Genomic DNA, 22,645 nt, shown 5'->3' on the forward strand with positions numbered 1-22,645 from the left:
TCCTTAATTCTTCTCTATTTTGGTTTTGTACCATTCCAAGTAACGCTTACGCTGCCCATAATCTGGAACAGCTACTAACAAACCAACATCTACTTTTTGTAATGTGTCTAGCATCGTAATCTGCTCATCAGATAAGTAAGGCCTGATGCTTTTTCCTTTTTCAATTCCATTTGCTAATCTAAACTGCTTTGCCGTCATTCCAATAACGATGCGATTTAACATATCGCATTCATTACTGAAGTGGTATGGCTTTGGATTTTCATGAAGTAACTTAATGTTGTCTGTCAGCAAAGGGAACTCCTTACGAGCCGAAACAAGGGTTTTAATGAACTGCTCCATTTCATTAAAGCGTTTGATGTATAACTCTTTGAACTTCATTGCTTTCTGCCCTGTATATCCCATAACCAACATAGTGAATCCATCACGAGTCATGGCATAAGCCTTTTGTTTTCTGTTCCAACCATCCGTGTATGAGGTTGGCTCAAAATTGAGCTGAGCAAATTCTGTGCTTAACCCAGATTTGGGGTCAGTGATTTTAGCAATGTCACGCAGAACATTTTTATGTTCCTTCTCGAAGAACTCTGCTACAAACAAACTATCCACTCTTGCCGTATCTTTGGTGTCGGCAAACACACCATATTGATCTTTAGGTATTAATTCTCTCATCAGAATTACCTCCTTAAATTTTTTTGGAGGTCTTGACCTCCTACCTGGTAGCCTTGGGAGAAGGTCAAATCTGACGGTTTTTATATTCTTGTTCCAATTTTTTTGTTGCTCGTTTTAACTTCTGAGTAATGTTGTTTTCATCAGCACCTATGGAGCTGGCATATTCACGGATTGACATACCGTCTATACGAACGGCGATAAACATATCCGCCCAATCTTCTTTTTTACCGAGTACCTTGCTTATCCATTTACAAACATCCTCGTACTCGTATTGGTTAGAACGCTCTATCTCTTGAGAGTTATCTGCAAATGTATCCATAACATCAGTTTCATCCTCAGCCTGATCATCTTTACGATAAGGTGTCTTCGGATTGCCAAGATGCCTATGATAGCGGCGCCAGTGGTTGTATTCTTTGGAATTCATTAGTTCGAACATTTCCTGTAAAGTTTCACAACGCTTAACTTCTGCTTTCTTTTCAGGCTTTGCCTCTGCAAGACGTTGCTCATAGTCAATGTCCAGCATAACGCTGTAATCTCCATCTGGAATTTCAATTGTGGTGTAGTTCTTATGACCATTTTTGATGTTGTCTTCATATAAAACTCGAATCTTCATAAAGTATTCCTTTCCGTCCTGGCATTGGGCGGCGGAATACAAAAAGAGCCTGTGGTGAAGATGACCACAGACTCCGCTTGTCCTAAAAAAGGGCACACGAAATCACGGTGGGTGCATCTTCATTCCAAACACAGTCTTTATCACTGTGTTCTGAACTCTTATGCATCCCGCCGTCCGTATGCGCACTAGGACTTTGAGATTGATTTTGTTGAGCAATAAATGCTCTTTACTGATTACTACCTTTGAGGAGGATAGGCAGGCTGATTATTCAAATCTGTCTCTGCCTATCACTGAAACTACTTCTTTTTGCTTGGTCTCGTTTGACTTAAAGCACTGCCAGCAACTGATTTAGAATTTTTGCTGAAACGTCCATCGTTGAGAATTTTACTTGCCTTTGAAGCAACTCTCTTGGATGTTTGGCGTGTATTACGTTTTGCCATTTCTTTTCCCTCCTTCCTTTTTCTCGATATGCCTTTATTGAAAATCTGGCATATGATATTTTTTATAGTTGGTAAGCTATCAGACTTTTCCATTTACAGATGTCTTTCCTAGAAATCAGCTTGTCTTACCATCTATTTAAATTTTAATAGCTGGAGTTCCTAGAATCCTCAGCTGAGACTCCTCTGACACTCCGCTGAGACTCCTCAAATATTTACCTAATCCTCAAAACAAGATAAAACTAAGTATTTATAAAGTTCTAGTAAGCGTTTTTAGATATATGATTGTAATTCGCTTAGTAAATTGCTATAATAGTAAAGACACGTCTTGGTTACCATCCAATTGTGCTTGGAGGCGATTTAAAATGGCTTTTAGTTATAACAAATTATGGAAGCTCTTAATTGATAAAAAAATGATGAAAAAAGATTTAATGGCGAAAACAAATTTAACGTCGACTACGTTAGCAAAAATGAGCAAAGATTTGCCAGTAAGTATGGATGTGCTAGGAAGAATATGTAAAGCTCTTAATGTCAACATTGGCGACATTGTCGATTACGTGGACGATGATACTTCCAACTAATTAAATCTATTGAGAGGAGACGCATGTATGAAAAAGCTATGCTTTGGTACTTTGGCAACAATTTTAAAAAATTGCAAAACAAAGAGCATTACACAAAAGTGGTTGTGCGGTACCTTGCTGCTTTCTGTTGCGTCTACTTATGATGTTCGTAGCGATGATGGAACTACTTCTGACTTAGTAAAGGGCAAGAAAAATCTTTCACGTATTGTAACTGATGCTGCTTTATCAGCCGACCCTCAGGATGTTTCAGAGTTCTTTAAGCAGAATATCCTTCAAATGTTGGACAGCAACAAAAGGAGCTTAATCGTTCTTGCCTTGAAAGACATCATTGCATCAGATAATGCAATTGAACCTGACACAATCATTGAAAAAGTTAACGGTATGACAAAAGAAACCATATCGAGTCGTGATGCATTTGTCTTGGAAGATTTTCTCGCTGGAATATTTCTTTACACTGTGCAAAATGTTGAAAACAGGAATTGTGAAGATAACGTAAAGGAAGTTACTGATGAGTACATACAGTCCTTTAATGATGAAAAAGACAAGATAAGTTTCATTTCAACATATAGTAATTTCTCTTATGAAACCGCAAACGAAATTTCAATTAACACTCGCGCTTTAGTTCTCTTAACTGAAACTGGGGGCAAATGTCAAAAATGCAGTAGAGTTTTAGGCATAAAAAAAGAAGGCAACGATGTTAATTATGCTAAGATCGTCCGCCTTTCTGAAACTGATGAAGTTGTTCTTTGTGTTGACTGTGAACGGGAAATACAAAATGCCTCTCTGGAAGAAAAAATAGCTCTAATATCTGAAAAGCATGATTTAGAAACTCTTGTAGTCGCGAGAGAAGCGACATCAAGATATACAATAGAAAAGCAAATTGAACAGGTGCTCCGTGAAGTCGATTTGATGGATGTTACAGATGGCACACAACTAAAAATACAGCCTGTGAAAGTTGAGAAAAAAATCGTTGAGAAACGTTTGAAAGAAAGGGTACTTTTTGATGTTCGGCGGTTGTATCAAGGAGTTAACGATGCACTAGATCGGTTGGCAGGAGAAAACAAGCTAAACGTCGATAAGTTTGCAAAAAACGTCAAACGAATGTACGAAGATGCAAACGAATCACAATTATCCCAAAGTGCTATTTATAATCTACTTGTTGAGACATTATTCGAAAAAACCGGACGAAAATATAGAGAAGCTTGTGAGATCATAATCTCCTACTTCGTACAAAGGTGTGAGGTGTTCGATGAGATTACCAAATAAAGTAACACCCTATGCAAAAAGCATTATTGCTCTTTTCCCTGACATTCTTGAGGAATTGGCACAGCAGGATATGTCACCTAAAGAGCTATTCGAAAAAACCAAGTCAAGAAAATATGACATGGCTGATTTTCTAAGTGCATTAGATTGCTTATTTGCATTAGGAGAAATTGAATTAATTGAGGAAGGGAGGCTACTTCGCTATGTTGAAAGAGATTAAATGCGATAAGTTTGCTCCAGACCATCATACTATTTATTTCAACTCAGGCCTGAATACAGTTCTAGGAAGTACAGGTGGAAGCAATGCAATTGGAAAATCTACATTTCTATGGATTATAGATTATGTATTCGGCGGTGAAAGCTATTGCTCCCTGACTGGAGATATAAAGAAAGAAATAGGCTCTCATACAATTTACTTCAAATTTGAGTTTGATGGTCAACCATACTATTTTTATAGAAGTACTGATGATCCTAAAAATGTTTATCAAAGTGATAAAGAGCATCATTTTATAGCAAAATTGTCCCTTGAAGATTACCGAAGGTTTTTATTTCAGGAATATAAAATTGGCCTTCCAGCTCTTTCGTTTTCAGATATTATAGAGCGTTTTTTCCGTATTTACGGGCGCGAGAACACTCTTGAAAAATATCCATTGTTAGTGAAGCCTCGTGAACAAGATGAAAAGGCTGTAGATTTTCTACTAAAACTTTTCGGGCATTACAAAATTCTTATATCCATCAAAAGTATGGAAGAAGAACTTGGAATTAAAGCTTCACAACTAAAAAATCGTCAGCGTCAGAAAGTTGACATTGAAAAGATCGAAAGTAATAAAAAGGCAATTGAATCATTAAAAAAGAGGCTTCAAAAGCTGATGAAAAACAGTGAGGAAGCTCAATTGGCAATGTTTGGTTTTGATACACAAACATTTGAAAGGATATCCGCAGTTCAAAAAGATTTGAATAGTTTTATTCGCAAACGCAATCGCCTGCAATCAGAACTCAATGCTATTTTGAGCAATATCCCTGATAGCAAGGCCAATACTGAAAGTGAATTTAATTCCTTAGCTAATTTCTTTCCAAATGCTAATATAAAAGCATTTGCAGAGATAGAACATTTTCATGTAAGAATTAGAGAAATTTTAGGTGAAGAAATGGATCAGGAAATAAACCGACTGCAACCACTGATCCGAGAGTACGATAAGGAAATAAATCGTCTAAATAGGAAAATTGAAGAGTCTGGCATAGCAAAGGAAATGTCTGAGAGAGTGCTTTCCCAGTGCGTCAATGTATCTAAGAGCATTGATAGACTTGAAGAAGAGACATCAGAGTTGGTTCATCAAAAAGAATTACAGGATGCTCGAGCAGAAGCAGAACAAAAATTAGAAAAGCTACTGTTGCAACAATCCGAAAAAATAGGTGAGATTCAAGACGATATTAATTCTAGGATGGAATTAATTAATAGGGTAGTAACTGAAAAGCAAGAAACTGCTCCCCTTCTATATGTCTCTCCTCAAAAAGATATTATTTTTGAGACTCCTGGCAACACAAGTGAAGGAACTGCCTTCAAAAGTCTAGTTGTTTATGATCTGAGTATTCTTGAATTACGTCCAGTTCCTGCTATCATCCACGACTCAAACATTCTCAAACGTATTGAGGATGTTCACTTGGAACATATATTGGAACGTTATCAGTCTACCAAAAGCCAAGTTTTTATTGCTTTTGATAAAGCTGATTCTACAACCGAGAATGCACATAGAATTTTAGAAGAAACTGCAATATTACGTTTATCTGACGGAAATGAACTTTTTGGTCGTTCATGGAGTAAGTACAAATCGAACGATTAAATATAGGAGGATTTTAAAAAATGGCTGCAATTGATGATTTATTGCGTCAAATTCCGGACACTTCCTTGCGTAACCGCTTGGAACAGGAATTTACACGTATTTCGAAAAATAAGAAATTTGGACTTGTATTTGAGGACCACATCCCAGAATGTACTCCTCTTTACGACGTTCCTATCAAACGCGGTTCGACAGTTGCGTTAAAAACTGGTCACATTAATGATGTATACACAGTAATAAAATTAGAGGGTAATTCTGCAATTTGCCGTAACAAAACAACAGGAGATATATTGAACTCCCCGCTTATGGAGTTAGTTTCCGTTGCTCAGTTTGGAGAACCTATATTTCCTACTCTTCAGCCAATTGATTCTGTAGAAAATGCTCCTGATAATGATTCATGGCATTCAATCATTGAAGCAGATAATTACCATGCTCTTCAGTTACTGGAATATCTCTATCCTAAAAAGGTCGATTGTATTTATATTGATCCACCATACAACACAGGTGCACGGGATTGGAAATACAATAATGATTACGTAGATTCTAGTGATAACTGGCGCCATAGCAAATGGCTTTCAATGATGCAAAAAAGATTAAAAATTGCTAGAAGAATATTAGACCCTGATACAGGTATATTGATTGTTACTATCGATGAACACGAAGTTCATCATCTTCGCACTTTACTTGAGGAGCTTTTCCCTGAAGCTCATATTCAAATGGTAACCGACGTAATTAATTATAAGGGCGTATCACAAGGACATTTTGCTCGAGTTGAAGAGTATATCATTTATGTTTTTATGCCACTGGCGAATATTTCAAGTTGGTTCGATAGAATGCTTGGAGAAAACGATGCTTTTTCAAAAAAGGTAACATGGGCATCTTTGCTTAGACGAGGCAGCGATTCATATAGGCAAGATTCACCTAATTTATACTATCCAATATTAATTGATGAAGAAAATAACCGGGTTGTCAAGGCTGGGGATGTTTTACCATTAGGAAAACATCCTGATTACGATGCTACTATAGATGGATATAAAGCCGCATGGCCCGTTCGAACTGATTTATCGGAAGGCCGATGGTCAATGAGCAATGACACTTTAAATAAGATGATAGAGCTTGGATATGTTTCTGTTGGAAAATTCGATGCTAAGCGAAAAACATGGCCTATTAAATATCTGTTTAAAAAACAACGCGAACAGATCGAACGTGGAGAGATAATCATAACTGGACGCAACAATGTTACTGGAGCCGTTGAGGTGGAATATGCTGGTGTGACAAATCAACTCGTTCGGACCGTTTGGTACCGAAATTCTCACAATGCTGGAACATATGGAACTGACATGATTACAAGTATACTCAATAAACCTAATACATTTTCTTTCCCTAAATCACTTTATGCGGTCCATGATGCACTTGGTGTGGTAATTAAAGATAACCCAAATGCTCTCATTGTTGATTTCTTTGCCGGAAGTGGTACGACTCTCCACGCTGTCAATCTTTTGAATTCTGAAGACAGCGGTCACAGGCGATGCATACTAGTCACCAACAATGAAGTTTCAGTTGATGAGGTACGCAATTTACAAAGGAGCGGCTACCAGCCAGGTGATCCTGATTGGGAAAAACAAGGAATTTGCCGAGCAGTAACTTGGCCGAGAACAAAATATAGCATCCTTGGCAAGCGTGACGATGGTACGATTTTGACAGGTGATTACATTACAACCCTGACTGAAACAAAGGAAGTTGAACGTTCATTCTATCAACTTAGCTTTGCGGAAGATTTTGAAGTTTTAACGAAAACTACCAAGAAACAGCTTGTTTCTTTGCTTCGCAGCAAAGAAGGAAAAACACAACTACCACAGACATTGGTAAAATCGGATAGTAAATTCATTGTTTCTGATAAACATACAGCATCGATCCTTTTTGATGCAAATGCTGTTGATGAATGGTTGGATGCTCTGGAAGGCCAAGACCACATCGTAGACTTTTACATTATTGAAAAAGAAGCGGCAGTATTCAAGAACATTAAATCGAAGGTTTCAGACTTACTCGGCCTCATAAATGTAACATCACAAATTAAGCGTCCAATGAACGAAGGCTTTCCTGCCAATGCAGAATACTTCAAACTAGATTTCCTAGATAAAAATAGTGTTTCATTAGGACAACAGTTTAGCGAAATATTGCCGTTATTATGGCTTAAGTCTGGTGCAATTGGAAAAAGACCTGAAATAAATAATAATGAAGTGCCAGATATGCTAATTTTACCTCAAAACGGTTTTGCTATCCTGGTTGATGAAACAAAATTTGCTGAGTTCTCAGAAAAGCTCTCTGAAGAGAATAACATCCAAGTGGTGTACTTCGTTACTAACTCCGAGGAAGCTTTCCGTGAAATGACAGCTGGAGTAAAAATAAATAACACACACCAACTTTATCGTGATTATATCGATAACTTTGTGTTAGGAAGCAGGAGGGATTCATAAATGAGAGATATATTATTTCCTTTTCAGGAAACGGCCCTTACAGAGCTACACGACAAAATCAATAAAGCACACTTAATGTGGAGTGAACGTGACCCACAGATTATATCCTTTTCCGCTCCCACAGGTTCAGGAAAAACCATTATTATGACAACACTCTTTGAAGATTTATTATATGGTAGTGCCGACAGCATTGGAGATCCAGATTCCGTTTTTATTTGGCTCTCAGATTCACCAGAACTCAATGAACAAACTAGACTGAAGATCGAAAGTAAGTCGGACAAAATCCGTGTTCGGGATCTGGTAACTATAGATTCAACCTTTAATGCTGAATATTTTGAAGGTGGCAGCATTTACTTTTTAAATACTCAGAAACTTGGTTCTGATAAACTGCTTACAGGAACTTCAGATATACGACAATATTCAATATGGGAAACACTTACTAATACTGCGAAGCGTAGTCCTAAAAAGTTTTATGTAGTTATTGATGAGGCTCATAGAGGCACCTATACATCTGTTCAAGCTGAAAACAAAGCACAATCTATAATGCAAAAATTTATTAAAGGAAGTAAAGAAGACGGACTTTGCATTATGCCTTTAGTAATCGGTGTAACAGCGACACCCCAGAGATTTGATAATTTAATAGCTGGTACAACCTCAACCGTCCAGAAAGTCATCGTCCCTCCTGAGCAGGTACGTGAATCCGGGCTCTTGAAAGATAGAATTATTATACACTATCCTGATATTCAATTAAGTGCCGATATGACAATGTTTAAAGGGGCGGTAGATAATTGGAGAAAGAAATGTGCTCATTGGAAAACTTACTGTGAGAACGAAGACGAGAAAATGGTAAACCCTATTCTTGTTATCCAGGTTGAGGATGGCAACGATCGTGAAGCAACTCATACAGACTTAGGAACTTGTATTGATTTATTAGAAGAGTCGATAGGACAAAAATTACAACCCGGCGAGGTTGTTCACACATTCAATGACCGCGGCACACTTAAAGTACGCGACATTGAAATACAACAAATAGAAGCATCAAGAATAAATGACGAAGAAAATGTAATGGTTGTATTCTTTAAAATGAATCTCTCTACTGGATGGGATTGTCCACGTGCCGAAACAATGATGTCATTCCGGAGTGCACAGGATTATACTTACATTGCTCAATTATTAGGGAGAGTTATTCGTACCCCTTTAGCTAGAAGGATATCTTCTGATGCTGAACTTAACAGCGTCAGTTTATTCCTTCCATACTTTGATGAAGAAACAGTTAAAAGTGTTGTCAATGCTTTACGTGATAGTGAAGCTATTATGCCAACTGAAACTGGGACCAACAAAGAGCTAGTAACATTAGGGAGAAACTTGACTTATACAGATGTATTTGATGCGATGGATAATCTTATCACATACAGGATAGATTCAGCTCGTAAACAGGCACCTTTAAAATTATTAATACAGATTTCTCGTGCTCTAACCATGGATGGTATCGATTTAGAAGCTCAGAAGACTGTAAAAAACGCAGTGTTATTAAAAATGATTGATGAAATCACAAATCTCAAAGAAAGTGGTGTTTTTGAAAACATAGTAGCTACAATCACTGGCTTTTCGCTTGGAACGCTGACATTTGACTATGGTGACAATGCCTATTCTTTTGATGAGTCCTCACAGACTATGACAGTGTCAGATTTTGATATTTCTCGTCATTTTGAACAGTCTGGAAAAATTTTAGGAGAAGGGTTACACAAAGAATACTGGATTAGGAATAGTACTAGAGATCATATTGATGTAAAAGTTGAAATTATAGTTCTTACTAACGATACAGATGCAATGGAAAGAATTAATGATTTCGCAGAGAAAGAGTTTATTAGATTGTATGAAAACAACAAACGTTCCATTGCAAAATTAAATGAGGCTCGTAAAACAAGCTACGAAAGATTAATCAACGCTTCAGTACAACCTATTTCTGTTCCATGGATAATGCCAGATTCAATCGATTTTTATCTGCCAGAAGATAGTGTAAAGTTTGAACAACACCTCTACTGTAATGAAGATGGTACATTCCAAACAACACTAAATAGTTGGGAAAGTGGATTGCTTGATGAAGAGCTTAAAAATGGAGTTATCTGCTGGTTGCGTAATCTTGATCGTAAAAAGTGGTCCCTTGAAATTCCATATGAAGTTAACGGTGTCACCACTTCCATGTTCCCAGATTTGGTAGTAGTAAGAGTTGATACAGACGGTTACATTTTCGATATTCTTGAACCACATGATCCTAGTCGTAAAGACAATTACCCTAAAGCAGTTGGTTTAGCAAAGTTTGCAGAAAAACACTGGGATAAATTTGGTAGGATTCAGCTCATTAGGCTAAAAAAAGGTGTTGATGGTCGCGAGCATTTCTATCGACTTGATATGGAAAAAACAACCATCAGAAACAAGGTTAGGGGTATTACCTCAAATGAAGAGCTTGATAGAATTTTCGATGAGGATGCTGTGAGAGAGGATTAATCTCTTCATATATCATGTCAGCCTCACATCATTGATTTCATAGTAGCTGATAAGTCCCCACGAAAAAAAATAAGGGTTTCCTGGTATTAGCATCATGGTAAAAACAATGGCACTAAAGATGCAATGTCAGGAACCCTTTATTTTATTATTATCATTCTTAGGAAAGTTACTTCGAATTCTTTTCACCAACGACACCTATGCTGATTTCGTTAGTCATCTTATCAACTCACCACGTCTTTGCCAGCAATCGTGTCAACTCACCACATCAATATCCATATCATCTTCTTGATCATCTAACCCGCCTATCTTGGACAAGTTCCCACAAAGAAAAATCCCGTGATTATCCTTCCGGCTTGGAGCCAGATCTCAAATCACGGAAACCCTTTATTTATAAAGTTTTTTATCCCTAAAACATCGTATTTACCTTAACCCTTGACATCAATACTACCGTCTCAACGTGAGGGGTGTGGGGGAACATATCCATGACCTTTACCTTGTCTACCCTGTACCCTGCTTGTTGGGCATCTTTTAAATTTTCTGCCAGAGTCTTAGGGTTACAGGATACATAGATGATCTCCGGTGCTTTATACCTCATTATCTTCTGTAATGCCTTTGGATGCACACCTACCCTTGGTGGATCAAGAATGATGATATCTGGTTTTGCTTTTAGTTCATCAATCTTCTTCAATACATCCCCAGCGAGGAATGTGCAGTTGTCTAAACCGTTCATCTTTGCATTCTTATTGGCTGCTTCTACGGCTTCTTCAATAAGCTCGATGCCAATCACTTTTTTTGCCTTTTTCGCTACGATTTGTCCAATCGTTCCCGTACCGCTGTAGAGATCAAATATGGTCTTATTATCAGCATTTCCCATGAAATCCAGGACCATACTATAGAGTTTTTCTGCTCCAAGAGAATTTGTTTGGAAGAAGGAAAAGGCAGAGATCTTAAACCTCAAGCCTAGAATCTCCTCTGTAAAATAGTCCTGCCCCCATAAAATATCAGTTCTTTCACTGATAACCACATCCGAAATATTATCATTAAAGGTATGGAGAATACCCACCAATTTACCTTCTAGATCAAGTTCTTTGATTAATTTCACCCATTCATCCATATCAAATTGGATCTGGGTAGAGGTAACGATATTGACCAAAGTCTCTCCTGTTCGCTTTGCCTTCCGTATAATAAAATGTCTTAGGTATCCTTCATGGGATTTGCTATTGTATTTGGAAACACCTTTATTTTTGAAATATTCCAAGGTCGTTCTAAGAATTTGGTTAAAATCCTCATCGGCAATTTTACACTGGTCTACTGTCACAACGGAATTAAACTTCCCCTTTTCATGCATACCTAGCGTTAGCTCCCCACCCCGCTCTGCATCGCCAAAAGAGTACTCCATCTTATTTCGATAAGCAAATTCCTCAGGGCTGCCTTCAATTCCCAGGAAGGTATAATCTTCGATTCCCGCAGCACCCAATAATCTCTTTACCTGCTCTTCCTTCATTTCCAACTGTTTTTCATAAGTTAAGGTTTGGTGGGCACATCCACCACATATTCCATAGTGGGCGCAGAAGGACTCCTGTTCCACAGGTGATCGTTCTATGATTTCCTGAACTTTCCCTTCTGCATAATCTTCTCTAACCTTATTAATCATCACCTTTACCGTTTGTCCTGGAAGGGCATTTTTTATATACACAGGTTTTCCTTCATGATAAGCAATACCCTTGGAAGGAAACTCTACCTCTTCAATTTTCAATTCTAGCAAATCTCTTTTTTTCATCCAAGCCACTCCTCCTTTGTTCATAGATGCCATTCTCAAATCATCTGGCATTTCACCTTGTTTTGATAGATTTCTTTTTCCATCCTGTCGATGACATCCAATATTTGCAGTCTTACAAAAGGAAAATTCGCCCGATCAGCATAATCTTTCAGATCTTTTTTGTAAGCCTTCAGTATTCTTTTATACGCCTTTTTTCTTTCTTCCTCTTTCAATCTTTTGTTCTGTAAGTGTTGCATTTCATGAAGTACTCTTTTATCCAACAGATCAGCATCTTGAACGACCTTTGCCTCAATAGAAGCTGTGGGTGTTTCTCCTTTTCGATTGTGTAGTCGAATACACTCTATCACTTGGCGGGTAAAGGCTTGCCCATATCCTTTTTGTTCCAAATAGCCCTTAGCAATGACAGCGCCTGTTTCTTCATGATTGGCATCATCTGCGATTTTAGCAATATCATGGAGGATTACTGCCATCTCCACAACCTCTTTGCTGCAGACCACCTTGCCAAGAATCTCCCTAGCATGATAGAGTACAGTCATTGTATGGTTGAAACGTCCCTCTGCGCTATGTCGAAAAGCCTCTTTTGTATTCCTCTTTCTTTTTATCCTTAACTCATCCTCTTTTAATTGCTGGTATAAGTAGTCTAACGCTTCCTGTTGTTCTTTTTTTAAAATTAAGATCATATTTCTTCACCACTTTACGAAAGGATTAAATACCCGTCCATCTTAGGCCTTTGGGATAATGATTTTTCAATACTCCCTCTGCCAGTTTACCCCACCCCAAAGAGTAACCCTCCACATGAACAAGATTCCACCCCTTATTCCCATCTATGCTAAGAGCCTCGCCTTTCAGATAGCCAAGAAGCCGATCATCTTCTAGGCCGAGGCTAATATTATATTTGCAATCTTCCCTGGTTAAAGATAGGGCCAAGGCATGGGATGGCTCAAATCTACTTTTCTTGATAGCTCCCAAATGCCATCCAGGTCTGAGGACTTTTAGATTTTCTAAGGGCACCATCTCCCTAGGTATAATATATAATTGCTCCCCAAATAATATGTATTGCCCTTCTGGGGTTTTATTTAAATAGGCTTCCCCAAAGTCAAAATAATCCTTCAGCAGCTTACGATCCACTGACTTTGTCAGGGTTTTTATTTTTCCAGGATCCTCTCCATCAGTTTTGGTTAGCACTGCCACAAAGTGACCTTCTCCCTTTAGGTGATGGGGCCACAATCGTATCGTTTTTTCAATGGACGCATTGGATGTTCCAACCCACTCTTTTCTTCCCGACTTAAAGCCTTCATAGAAAACTGCGTCTTCAACGGAATATTCTGGGTGTCTCTTTAAAAACAGGTCAATGACCCCTTCATTCTCCTCTGGTGCAAATGTACATGTCGAATATACCAATCTTCCCCCTGGCATCAGCATCTTCCCTGCTTCCTCCAATATTTGAAGCTGACGGCTGGCACACAGGGCCACATTCTCTAAACTCCATTCTTCACAAGCCTCTGGATCCTTTCGAAACATACCTTCACCAGAGCATGGGGCATCCACCAAAATCCTATGAAAATATCCGGGGAATCGCTGAGCTAACTTTTCAGGAGTTTCATTGGTTACCACACAGTTTCTGATTCCCATCCGCTCTACATTTTGAGCGAGGATCTTTGCTCTGGCTGGATGGATTTCATTGGCAAGCAAGAAGCCTTCATGCTTTAATCTGGCTCCAACATGGGTGGATTTCCCTCCAGGTGCTCCACATAGATCTAAAATCCTTTCTCCTGGCTGGGGATCTAGGGTGCCTCCTACCGCCATGGCACTAGGCTCTTGAATATAGTATAAGCCAGCCTCATGAAAGGCATGCTTGCCTGGTCTTTCATTGGAAGGATAATAAAATCCCTCTTCTACCCATGGAATTTGCTCCAATTGAAACATATTTTGTTTTAAAAAATCTTCTACAGATACTTTTAATGTGTTTACACGCAGTCCTTGTAATTTGTTTTCTTCATAACTGGCAACAAAAGCTTCATATTCATTCTTCAACAAAGCCTGCATTTTTTCTAAAAAATCTTTTGGCAAATTCATCGATTGATCACCCCAATATTTCTACCTAATTCTATTTTCCTATCATTCTACCTTGAATATGCACTTTCCAAAACATTTATAAAGCCGAGTGTATACTCGGCTTTAGGCTATTTCTTCGTAATCCTCGATATATTTGTCTGCCAATGCGCAGATATCGTGCTTATATGGGAAAGAATGCTCATCAGCAATGGCAACGACTTGCATACCTGCTCGCTTCCCTGCCAAAACACCAGCATAGGTATCCTCGAAAACAAGACATTGTTCAGGGGCAACCTGCAAATCTTCAGCTACTTTTAAAAACACATCGGGATAGGGTTTTCCCTTTTCCACCTCACAGGAGGTTCGGATGGAATCAAAATAATGAAGAATATTGTGTTTTTTTAAAACTGCCTCCGCCAAATCCCTAGCATTGCTTGTACCTATACCTATCTTGATATTGTTTTCTTTCAGTAAAGTCAAGAAAGGAACCACACCTTTTTTTAACGAGATCCTTCTGGCATAAAAATCTTCTGCCATGCCTAACCACTCTTCTTTAATTTCCTCGATCGTATCTGGCAAAGAAAATCTTTCCTTAAAATAATGGGCTGTTTCCGTAAAGCTCATACCCTCTATTTCCTTTTGTAAGTCCTCAGGCAGGTATAAGCCTCTTTTTTCTAAATAGTCGATATCGATCTGTGTCCAAATCCACATAGAATCTACAAGGGTTCCGTCTAAATCGAATATGACACCTTGAATACTATTAAACATTACGAATCCCCCTTCGCTCGCCCTAGGTCATTTTGTTTCATATCTAGGTTACCATATCTATTCTCCTTGATCAATAAAATTAGAAATTCTTCTGTAGATTATAAATATCTGTATCGGATTGAATTTGTAAAGACAAGGGTTTGAGGTATCAAAAATGATGCCACTTGGGATTTTTCATCTCATTGATATGATATTTTAGCTTTAATGATGCACATTTTCTATCGTCTTACATATTATTGTAGTGCCCAAGCCCCATGGACATTTGAAATGGGAGGTGCCCTATATGAATAACCAGATGAGCCAACAATACTATCCACCACATTGCCACGGTCAAGATTTTGACTGGGTGTTCCTTTTGATAATAGTCATTTTACTATTATTATTAGGAGTTGGTATCTTTGATGGCGAAGATGATAATGATTTCATATTGATCATTATCATTATCATCGTGCTATTTGTATTCTTTGGTTGTGGATTATAGGAATAATTGAAGCTGGGGGAAACCCCAGCTTTCAAACTAAACTTCAGATTTCGCAGTGTAAATAACGAAAGTGTTAATCTACAAAATAGTGGAAGGGAGGAAAGAAAATGATAAGATCTACACAGGTAACCCCTCACTGTAATAGTCTTAAAATAGAAAATTCTTATAATGGATCTGTAGAAAATCCTTATTATAGACCTATGGAAAACCCTTATTATAATACTCCTGTAGAAAATCCTTATAATAGATCTATATATTTTACTCAAAAACCAAACTATCCAGCTAATTCGAATAGTGTAATTAGTATTAACATAACACTAGAACACCTATTAACTATAGTAGTTGTTTTTATAGTGTTATTTGCTAAAGGAGAGAATTTGAATACAAAAGATTTTATAAATAAACATAGCATGGATATAGGAAAGATACTCAATATATTAGGAATTTTTAAGACAGAGGAAAGTAATTCTGATATGAGTCCAATAATGAATATGTTAAGCAAAATTAAAACTAAAGGAGGTCATCCTATAGTGCCCGATAAAAATATAAATCCTACTAATCTGATAGATATAATAAAACAAGCTGTTGAAATAGCAAATGAACTAAAAAAAGATCCAAGTATAGTAGATACTATAAAAAGCTCCAAAGAAAAAGTTGACACGAATACAATTGAAAATATAACAAATAAATTAAAAAATTCAGACGAGAACAAGAATATCGATCCTAGCAAGCTTGAAAGTATAGTAGAGCAAGCTGTTGTAATAGCAAATGAACTAAAGAAAAATAACGTATAACAACCTAAAAAGACCATCTGGTATTCATTATCAGATGGTTTTTTTAAACATTTTAAAGTACAATGACGCACCTTTTAGGTTGTCCTACATATTAATGTAGTGCCAGGGGGGCCTGGGACATCCTATAAAGCGAGGTGTCTGTATGAATAACCAGATGAGCCAACAATACTATCCACCACATTGCCACGGTCAAGATTTTGACTGGGTGTTCCTTTTGATAATAGTCATTTTACTATTATTATTAGGAGTTGGTATCTTTGATGGCGAAGATGATAATGATTTCATATTGATCATTATCATTATCATCGTGCTATTTGTATTCTTTGGTTGTGGATTATAGGAATAATTGAAGCTGGGGGAAACCCCAGCTTCAATTATTCTAGATGCAAAGCCAATGACCGTTTTGGTGCTAAATAGATAAATTTCTCTTGCCCACAGAAAAATCATCATCCTTGAGAAATATTGTTTTCTCTGGAAGGTGATTCTAGTCATACTTTTTTTAGAAAAAGACAAACTTTATTACAACTTACATCTTCCATTGTAATTATTTCTCTATCCTGTTTCTTCCATTATTTTTTGCTTTATATAATAGATCGTCGGCCTTTTTCACTATTTCTAACGCATTCTCATCTTTCCACTCCGTAACCCCTCCGCTAATGGTGATCTTTAGCTCCTCTTCCTGCCACTGAAGGCATTCCACCCGCTGACGTATCTTATCTGCCAGTATAAAGCTTTGCTCAAGCATGGTTTCCGGCAAAATTATCATGAATTCCTCTCCACCATAACGACCTACGATATCAATGCTTCTTAGACTATTCCTAATGAATGCAGCCAATTTCGATAACACTTGATCACCAACTTGGTGTCCATATTTATCATTTACTGCTTTAAAATGATCAATATCTACCATAATCACCGATAATCGTTTGCCGTATCGTCTAGCTTCCTTGATTTCCTGATCTAAGCGGTCATACATATACTTATGATTGTATACCTTTGTCAGACCATCCACCATGGAGATTTTCTTCATCTCTGACATTACATGATGCAAGTTGGCTACCATATGATTAAACTTCATATTTAATTCTGCAATCTCATCATTTCCCTGGCAATAGCTCTGAACTTGTAAATCTCCTTTTTCAACAGCTTCCATATAATCCATGATTCTTCTAATTCTTCCGACCACCGTGTGGGAGAAAAATATACCTACAAGAACTGCCGCCAGACCGCTAATCACACCGATAGAAATCGTTCGTTGCCGAATTGGCTCAATCTCCTTTTCTAACGTTTCCTTTGGCATCAGCGCCACTAGTTGCCATTCTGTTTTGGGAATCATCATATAGCTTATGAACATTCCCTTTCCATCTGCGATGGTATAAAACGCACCCTTCTCCATGTCGAGGGAAGAATACCACATCTGTGACGTCATATCTTTTCCTAATGCATCCTCATCTGGATGGGCGATGATCTGTCCTCTTTTGTCTAGAATCATCACAAACCCGCCTTCACCCAGATTCGTTCCTTTTACCGCCTTTGAAAGCTGTTGGAGGGAGGTGTTGATTGCAAATACCCCTATCACTTCTCCATTATGATCTTCTATGGTCTTGGAAGCACTGATCACCTTCTCATGAGTAACCAACTCTTCATAGGGTTCACTCCAAACAATCTTTCCTTTTTCCTTCATAGCAGCTATATACCAAGGGCGTATGCTAGGATCATACCTATCCGGTGGCTGCCACTCTGGAACGATATAAAATCTTCCATTGCTCGTCCCTATAAATACATGCCAAAGGTCTGAATTTAATCTGCGTATAATATTCCAGTCATCCATCCCAACCAAAACATCCCTTTCCATCGTCAGGGATTCTAGCAGTTTCTGATCACTTGAAAATATATCTATGGCTAATTCTATTTCCTCCATGTAGTGATGTATAAAATAATCATTCATATGTTCTATGGTTCTAAGGTTTGCTGCATTCAGCTCTTCTATCAATATCTCTTTCGCTTTTTCATAAGATAAGGATCCCAACATATAGATAGGAATGCTGATCAATATAAACATTGTAAGGCTCATTTTCATCTTAATACCCATCTTCATTGGTATGTCCCCTCTCAACATTTATGCCTTTCGGTCTTAAACTCTATTCTTTAGGAAAATGTTTATTCCAAAAGAATTATTTTATATATACCTATGCCTACTATAACTAAACATATAAAAACTTTTTCTATAAAGGAAAATGCTGCATTGAAATGCAGCATCCGTCTTTTATTAAAAATCTTTGTTTTTCAGTTTATCCGCTCTCTCTGTAGCTCTCTGTAGTAAGGCATTTTTGTTGACAATCCATCTTTCATGACTGCCGCTACCAATCCTGCCGATCTCATCATACGCAGTCATATCAAATACAATTTTTACGCCATCGAAGGATTTCACTTCAACCTTTACACTGACTGTTGCTCCCAACCCAGTTGGCTTTTCATGCTCAATCTGAATCATTTTTCCAACAGTAATAATACCTTCTGGAAGCTTATCGTCCACCATCTTTACGGCTCCTTCAATCATCAAAGCAACCAAGGATGGTGTAGCCAATAAATTTTCTAACCTTCCACTACCATAGTTTAATGCAGTGTCCTCCTCCTTGATTTCTTTCTGAATAACGATGAAAGCACCTTTCTGAATTTTAGGAAGTTCTAACATTGTCATCACCCCTTTATTCATTTATATTCTATATGTACCACCAAATAGAATAAATAAGCATGTATTTGTTTATCAAGGTCTATGATGATCTCCTATAACCTATGGTAATGTGAAATGGCAGAAGAATTATACTCTGTTAGGATTGCAAATATATTTCAATTCTTTCCTTTCCACTACCCAAGTTATTTCTTTTTAAAGCTACTCGTCCAATCTCCCCTGTCTTTCTTAAATGAGTTCCCCCACAGGCTACTTTGGCAAAACCATCTATTTCCCAGTATCTTCTTTCATGCTCCTCATCACTAAAGTCACTATTTATATTCAAGTTTGCGTCTACGAGATTGCTCAATTTACTTATAATCTCCGGGAATATTTCAGATATATTTCCTTTCCAATAGAAATCTAACCTTGCTTTTTCTTCAGTTATATTCGCTCCAATTTTTTCAGGATGGTTATAGTTCTGATACACTAATTCCAAAATAATCTCCGCTGCAAAATGTAACTTCATTAGTCTGTATCTTTTTTGCCAATCAATTTTAACCAAAACATTATCCCACGGTTTTAAATTGTGATTTTGTTGAATGATATAGTAAATTTCTTTTCCTTCTTTTCTTGCTTCGATGACTTCATACCCACCTATCGTTCCAGAATCAGACTGTTGTCCTCCTGAGAAAGCAAAGGCAATTGTCTGGTCGAGCGTTATACAATCATTATTTACGCTTGTTACCATCGCTTTCATCTCAGTTAAATATGGATTTTCCCAAAAGAGCTTCTTAACCGCCATCATTGTCCCTCATTTCTAAAGATACTCGTTGATTTATATATTTCCATATCATTTCATATATTTCCTTCAGAGCAATGAAAAGAGCTGAGTTCGTAAATTTATGTATTTTGATTGTATGCTTAGGAGCATTTTAGCCTGAATTCTTCATAATTTTTTAACCGCTTCTTCACAATATACTCACAGTTATACGTTACAATATAATTGCTGGTAAAAACCCCCCCTTAAATAGTAATGTGCTCCTATTGCTGGTTGGGAGCACTTTTACTATTTATTTGGCTGATTTGGGTAATAAATAATTTGCAGAGATATTCAAGGAATCAAAACCCATAGATGATTTTAATTTTATATATCTAAGTCCTTATATCGTTATAAGTTCAATCTTCAATTAAATTTCAGAGTATCCTAATTTATTTATATCTAGGAGAATGTATTTAAAAGCTAAAAATATAGAAAAGAAAGGGTAGACAGCTCTACCCTTTCTTTCTCAAAATCTCGTTAAATTCATTTATTTTCATGTCAAGTTCCTGACTTATTACCAATATTTTAGGATCGATAAGCGCTGGATCTTTCGAAATCAGTTCATGCATAGTAACTCTTATTTCTTCTATTTCGAATGATATCTTCTCTAAACTATCCATAGTGTAGCCCCTTTACTTTTAAACATTTGATAAATAAACACAAAACTATTATATATCTCAAATATTTTTACTTCAATACATAAAATTTCAAATTATTGGTTTTTTTATCTTTTTTTCCTGGATTCAGAGGATAATTAGATTTCTTATCGAATATATAAGTTTTGTAGCGGAGCGCGCAAATTAGCGGAGAGTACAAATGAGGAAAGGTCATTTTATGAAGACAGGAGTCTCTATATGAGTATAAGTCCATATAAAATAGGGAAGGATTTAGAATTATTATGCATTAAAATGTTAGATATTCTTGGGAAAATGAAAGATAGAGGAATCATTAGCGAAGATGATTATGAAGAACATATCAAATTAAAAGTAGCGTTTCTCAACAATTGTGGAGAAACAATTGATAAAGGATTTGGACAGAAATAACTTCTGTCCTTTTCTTTTGTCTAAATATGCTTTTAATTTTCAGGAACATAGAACACTTCTCCCCTATTATTGGACCAAGCATATTTTTCCCATAAATAGAGGAAGTTCAGTTTAATTTTCTGTAGGAAATAATAAATCCTAACGTTGTAACCTTGTCCTCTATATACGAATACTATGTACTGGGACAAGCGTTCATGGTTGTTTGTCTCATATATGGTTTATCTTCCTCCTTATCAAACTACCCGATTTCTTCGGGTAGTTTTTATGCTCTAAATCTCACTTTAGCCTATTTACTGAAGCAAATCCAACCAATAATCCTACTGGTATCCTTATGTACAGCATGGAAACTCTCCTAGTTCACTTCATTTTTTAAATAAATTAGCTATTTTTGTCGAATAATGTCTTTCGATATATCCAAAACTATAACCATTGATCGAACTCTAGAAAAAGGAGAAACCAAATTTATGCATTTTAATATTCTATTAGGATTTCTATTTCCTTGGTTACTTGGATTCTATTTGTACCTAAAAGATAAAAAAACAGTTTTATCTATTGCTCCATTTTCTAGTTTGGTAGCTCATTTATTTAATATGTTGGGTATGCATCTAGGATTATGGCAAGTTACTCCTTTTCACTTATTTGATGTCTCTGTACTACCTTTCGAACTCGGCTTATATGCAATTCTAGGCAGTTTATTAGTATATACCATTCAACGTACTAAGCTTAACCATCACTTGATTATTCTTATATTTGGAGCTTCAACAACCTTGCTTGAACAATTAAGCTTTTTTTTAGGCATTGTTCATTACTCAAATAGTTGGAATATCTGGTGGACCTTCATTTCTTATTTGACACCTTATTATTTAGTTTATAGCTATTATATTGCACTGAAGCACGTTTCAATTTTACTCTGCAAGCCTCCAAACAACTCACAACATCATTAACTATTTACTTGAATATTCAACTGAATAAGGTTTTCACTCACTCTTAAAACTATAAGTAATACTCATTGGTTTTCCCAAATAATTCCTATTGCCCAACCCATTTTATAAAACTTACAATTTGGCAATAACTGTCCATATATATCATAATAGCTTTGTTCGGAAAGATACTTATCCGATGCCAAATGTTCAAGCCACGGCTTTGAAATATTATGTTTGAATATTCTCATGGCATTTTTTATACCAAACCTGACACAATGAGGAATAAACTCTTGTATTGCTCCTAATATGTATACATACCTTGGAAGAGTCTCAATTTCAGATACATTGTCAAGAATAACAATTTTTCCATCATCATTCACTAATTCTTTCATTTGTCTGATTATACTTGATATGTTGTTTAGATGATGAAATGTTGTCCTACTTACGATATAATCGAACTTGTTACCAAAACTAAGGTATTCAGCGTCCATATTTAAGTAAGTAATATTGGAACGCTGGTGTTTCCTTTTTGCAACCTCAAGCATTTCATTTGAAATATCAATACCTATTACCTCATTGAAATAAGTGGATAACTCATCCGCTAGTAGCCCTGAACCGCACCCAATGTCTAAAACCCTCTCTTTTTTCGAAGGCATATTTGAAATAAAAAACGTATTGTCATTCATGAGACTGGCTACAAAATCATATTCTTCCGCTACTCTATCAAATTGAATTTCAGTCGTATTCAAAAATTTACCTCCTATCCTTAACATATCCTCTCAGCATAATACTTGTTCATCTTTTCTACTTTATTTATATTCACCGAATCCCAAAGTTTTCCTTCATCTATCAAAAGATCGTAGAATCTAAATTCCGCTGTCCTTCGCTAAATTTGCACTTTGCGCAATAAGAAAAAAGTAAAGT

Annotated in this window: 23 protein-coding genes; 11 read left to right on the forward strand and 12 right to left on the reverse strand. The window is 36.8% G+C overall.

Annotated elements, in window-relative coordinates; genetic code table 11:
- Positions 1-3: 3 nt before the first annotated feature.
- The 3 genes from HNQ80_RS03940 to HNQ80_RS03950 all read right to left on the reverse strand — a co-directional run bounded on the left by HNQ80_RS03940 (position 4) and on the right by HNQ80_RS03950 (position 1,719).
- Positions 4-666, reverse strand: coding sequence for a Rha family transcriptional regulator (locus HNQ80_RS03940; RefSeq protein ID WP_184308362.1), 663 nt, complete (start codon positions 664-666; stop codon positions 4-6).
- 64 nt (positions 667-730) lie between these two features.
- Entirely contained in the window at positions 731-1,279 is a 549-nt protein-coding gene (locus tag HNQ80_RS03945) for a sigma-70 family RNA polymerase sigma factor (protein WP_184308364.1), read from the reverse strand.
- A gap of 296 nt (positions 1,280-1,575) precedes the next feature.
- Positions 1,576-1,719, reverse strand: a complete 144-nt coding sequence (locus HNQ80_RS03950; RefSeq protein ID WP_184308366.1) for a hypothetical protein — start codon at positions 1,717-1,719, stop codon at positions 1,576-1,578.
- Between the two features lie 362 nt (positions 1,720-2,081).
- On the opposite strand from HNQ80_RS03950, the gene HNQ80_RS03955 reads away from it, so the two are divergent.
- The 6 genes from HNQ80_RS03955 to HNQ80_RS03980 are packed head-to-tail and all read left to right on the forward strand — an operon-like array spanning position 2,082 to position 10,383.
- Positions 2,082-2,297: a helix-turn-helix domain-containing protein gene (locus HNQ80_RS03955; protein ID WP_069980558.1), complete on the forward strand. Its 216-nt coding sequence runs from the start codon at positions 2,082-2,084 to the stop codon at positions 2,295-2,297.
- 27 nt (positions 2,298-2,324) lie between these two features.
- Entirely contained in the window at positions 2,325-3,563 is a 1,239-nt protein-coding gene (locus HNQ80_RS03960) for an ABC-three component system protein (RefSeq protein ID WP_184308368.1), read from the forward strand.
- Entirely contained in the window at positions 3,547-3,780 is a 234-nt protein-coding gene (locus tag HNQ80_RS03965; protein WP_069980556.1) for an ABC-three component system middle component 7, read from the forward strand. The genes HNQ80_RS03960 and HNQ80_RS03965 overlap by 17 nt, the downstream gene beginning before the upstream one ends.
- Positions 3,764-5,401, forward strand: a complete 1,638-nt coding sequence (locus tag HNQ80_RS03970) for a DUF2326 domain-containing protein (RefSeq protein WP_184308370.1) — start codon at positions 3,764-3,766, stop codon at positions 5,399-5,401. The genes HNQ80_RS03965 and HNQ80_RS03970 overlap by 17 nt, the downstream gene beginning before the upstream one ends.
- A 20-nt stretch (positions 5,402-5,421) precedes the next feature.
- Positions 5,422-7,875, forward strand: a complete 2,454-nt coding sequence (locus HNQ80_RS03975; protein WP_184308372.1) for a site-specific DNA-methyltransferase — start codon at positions 5,422-5,424, stop codon at positions 7,873-7,875.
- Positions 7,876-10,383 carry a DEAD/DEAH box helicase gene (locus tag HNQ80_RS03980; RefSeq protein WP_184308374.1) on the forward strand — a complete coding sequence of 836 codons (2,508 nt, stop codon included), beginning with the start codon at positions 7,876-7,878 and terminating at the stop codon, positions 10,381-10,383.
- A gap of 406 nt (positions 10,384-10,789) precedes the next feature.
- Here the strand turns inward: HNQ80_RS03980 and rlmD are convergent, their stop codons facing one another.
- The 4 genes from rlmD to HNQ80_RS04000 form a co-directional block, all read right to left on the reverse strand.
- Positions 10,790-12,163 (reverse strand): 23S rRNA (uracil(1939)-C(5))-methyltransferase RlmD, encoded by a 1,374-nt coding sequence (gene rlmD / locus HNQ80_RS03985; protein WP_184308376.1) that lies wholly within the window; start codon positions 12,161-12,163, stop codon positions 10,790-10,792.
- A gap of 35 nt (positions 12,164-12,198) precedes the next feature.
- Positions 12,199-12,843 (reverse strand): HD domain-containing protein, encoded by a 645-nt coding sequence (locus tag HNQ80_RS03990; protein ID WP_184308379.1) that lies wholly within the window; start codon positions 12,841-12,843, stop codon positions 12,199-12,201.
- Positions 12,844-12,868: 25 nt separating this feature from the next.
- Positions 12,869-14,239: an RsmF rRNA methyltransferase first C-terminal domain-containing protein gene (locus tag HNQ80_RS03995; RefSeq protein ID WP_184308381.1), complete on the reverse strand. Its 1,371-nt coding sequence runs from the start codon at positions 14,237-14,239 to the stop codon at positions 12,869-12,871.
- Between the two features lie 102 nt (positions 14,240-14,341).
- A complete protein-coding gene (locus HNQ80_RS04000) occupies positions 14,342-14,986 on the reverse strand; it encodes an HAD family hydrolase (protein ID WP_184308382.1) in 645 nt (214 codons plus the stop codon).
- A gap of 283 nt (positions 14,987-15,269) precedes the next feature.
- Here HNQ80_RS04000 and HNQ80_RS04005 point away from each other — a divergent pair, with 283 nt between their 5' ends.
- From HNQ80_RS04005 to HNQ80_RS04015, 3 genes are all read left to right on the forward strand, one after another.
- The gene (locus HNQ80_RS04005; protein ID WP_184308384.1) at positions 15,270-15,467 is read left to right on the forward strand and encodes a hypothetical protein; all 198 of its coding nucleotides are present in this window, start codon (positions 15,270-15,272) and stop codon (positions 15,465-15,467) included.
- Between the two features lie 107 nt (positions 15,468-15,574).
- Positions 15,575-16,261, forward strand: a complete 687-nt coding sequence (locus HNQ80_RS04010) for a hypothetical protein (RefSeq protein WP_184308386.1) — start codon at positions 15,575-15,577, stop codon at positions 16,259-16,261.
- Between the two features lie 142 nt (positions 16,262-16,403).
- On the forward strand, positions 16,404-16,601 hold the full coding sequence (locus tag HNQ80_RS04015) for a hypothetical protein (RefSeq protein ID WP_184308384.1): 198 nt from the start codon (positions 16,404-16,406) through the stop codon (positions 16,599-16,601).
- Between the two features lie 204 nt (positions 16,602-16,805).
- On the opposite strand, the gene HNQ80_RS04020 is transcribed toward HNQ80_RS04015, so the two are convergent.
- The 4 genes from HNQ80_RS04020 to HNQ80_RS04035 all read right to left on the reverse strand — a co-directional run bounded on the left by HNQ80_RS04020 (position 16,806) and on the right by HNQ80_RS04035 (position 20,375).
- Positions 16,806-18,359, reverse strand: a complete 1,554-nt coding sequence (locus HNQ80_RS04020; protein ID WP_184308388.1) for a sensor domain-containing diguanylate cyclase — start codon at positions 18,357-18,359, stop codon at positions 16,806-16,808.
- Between the two features lie 171 nt (positions 18,360-18,530).
- Positions 18,531-18,956 (reverse strand): thioesterase family protein, encoded by a 426-nt coding sequence (locus HNQ80_RS04025; RefSeq protein WP_184308390.1) that lies wholly within the window; start codon positions 18,954-18,956, stop codon positions 18,531-18,533.
- A 136-nt stretch (positions 18,957-19,092) separates the two neighbouring features.
- Positions 19,093-19,737: an alanyl-tRNA editing protein gene (locus tag HNQ80_RS04030; RefSeq protein ID WP_184308392.1), complete on the reverse strand. Its 645-nt coding sequence runs from the start codon at positions 19,735-19,737 to the stop codon at positions 19,093-19,095.
- A gap of 470 nt (positions 19,738-20,207) precedes the next feature.
- A complete protein-coding gene (locus HNQ80_RS04035; protein ID WP_184308394.1) occupies positions 20,208-20,375 on the reverse strand; it encodes an aspartyl-phosphate phosphatase Spo0E family protein in 168 nt (55 codons plus the stop codon).
- 234 nt (positions 20,376-20,609) lie between these two features.
- On the opposite strand from HNQ80_RS04035, the gene HNQ80_RS04040 reads away from it, so the two are divergent.
- Both HNQ80_RS04040 and HNQ80_RS04045 read left to right on the forward strand, forming a co-directional pair.
- Positions 20,610-20,798: a hypothetical protein gene (locus tag HNQ80_RS04040; protein WP_184308396.1), complete on the forward strand. Its 189-nt coding sequence runs from the start codon at positions 20,610-20,612 to the stop codon at positions 20,796-20,798.
- A gap of 464 nt (positions 20,799-21,262) precedes the next feature.
- Complete coding sequence (locus tag HNQ80_RS04045) at positions 21,263-21,742, forward strand: CBO0543 family protein (RefSeq protein WP_184308398.1); 480 nt, start codon at positions 21,263-21,265, stop codon at positions 21,740-21,742.
- Between the two features lie 62 nt (positions 21,743-21,804).
- Here the strand turns inward: HNQ80_RS04045 and HNQ80_RS04050 are convergent, their stop codons facing one another.
- A complete protein-coding gene (locus HNQ80_RS04050; protein WP_184308400.1) occupies positions 21,805-22,470 on the reverse strand; it encodes a class I SAM-dependent methyltransferase in 666 nt (221 codons plus the stop codon).
- Between the last annotated feature and the right edge of the window lie 175 nt (positions 22,471-22,645).

Origin of the sequence: Anaerosolibacter carboniphilus (assembly GCF_014205875.1) — a bacterium.
Lineage (GTDB): Bacteria > Bacillota > Clostridia > Peptostreptococcales > Thermotaleaceae > Anaerosolibacter > Anaerosolibacter carboniphilus.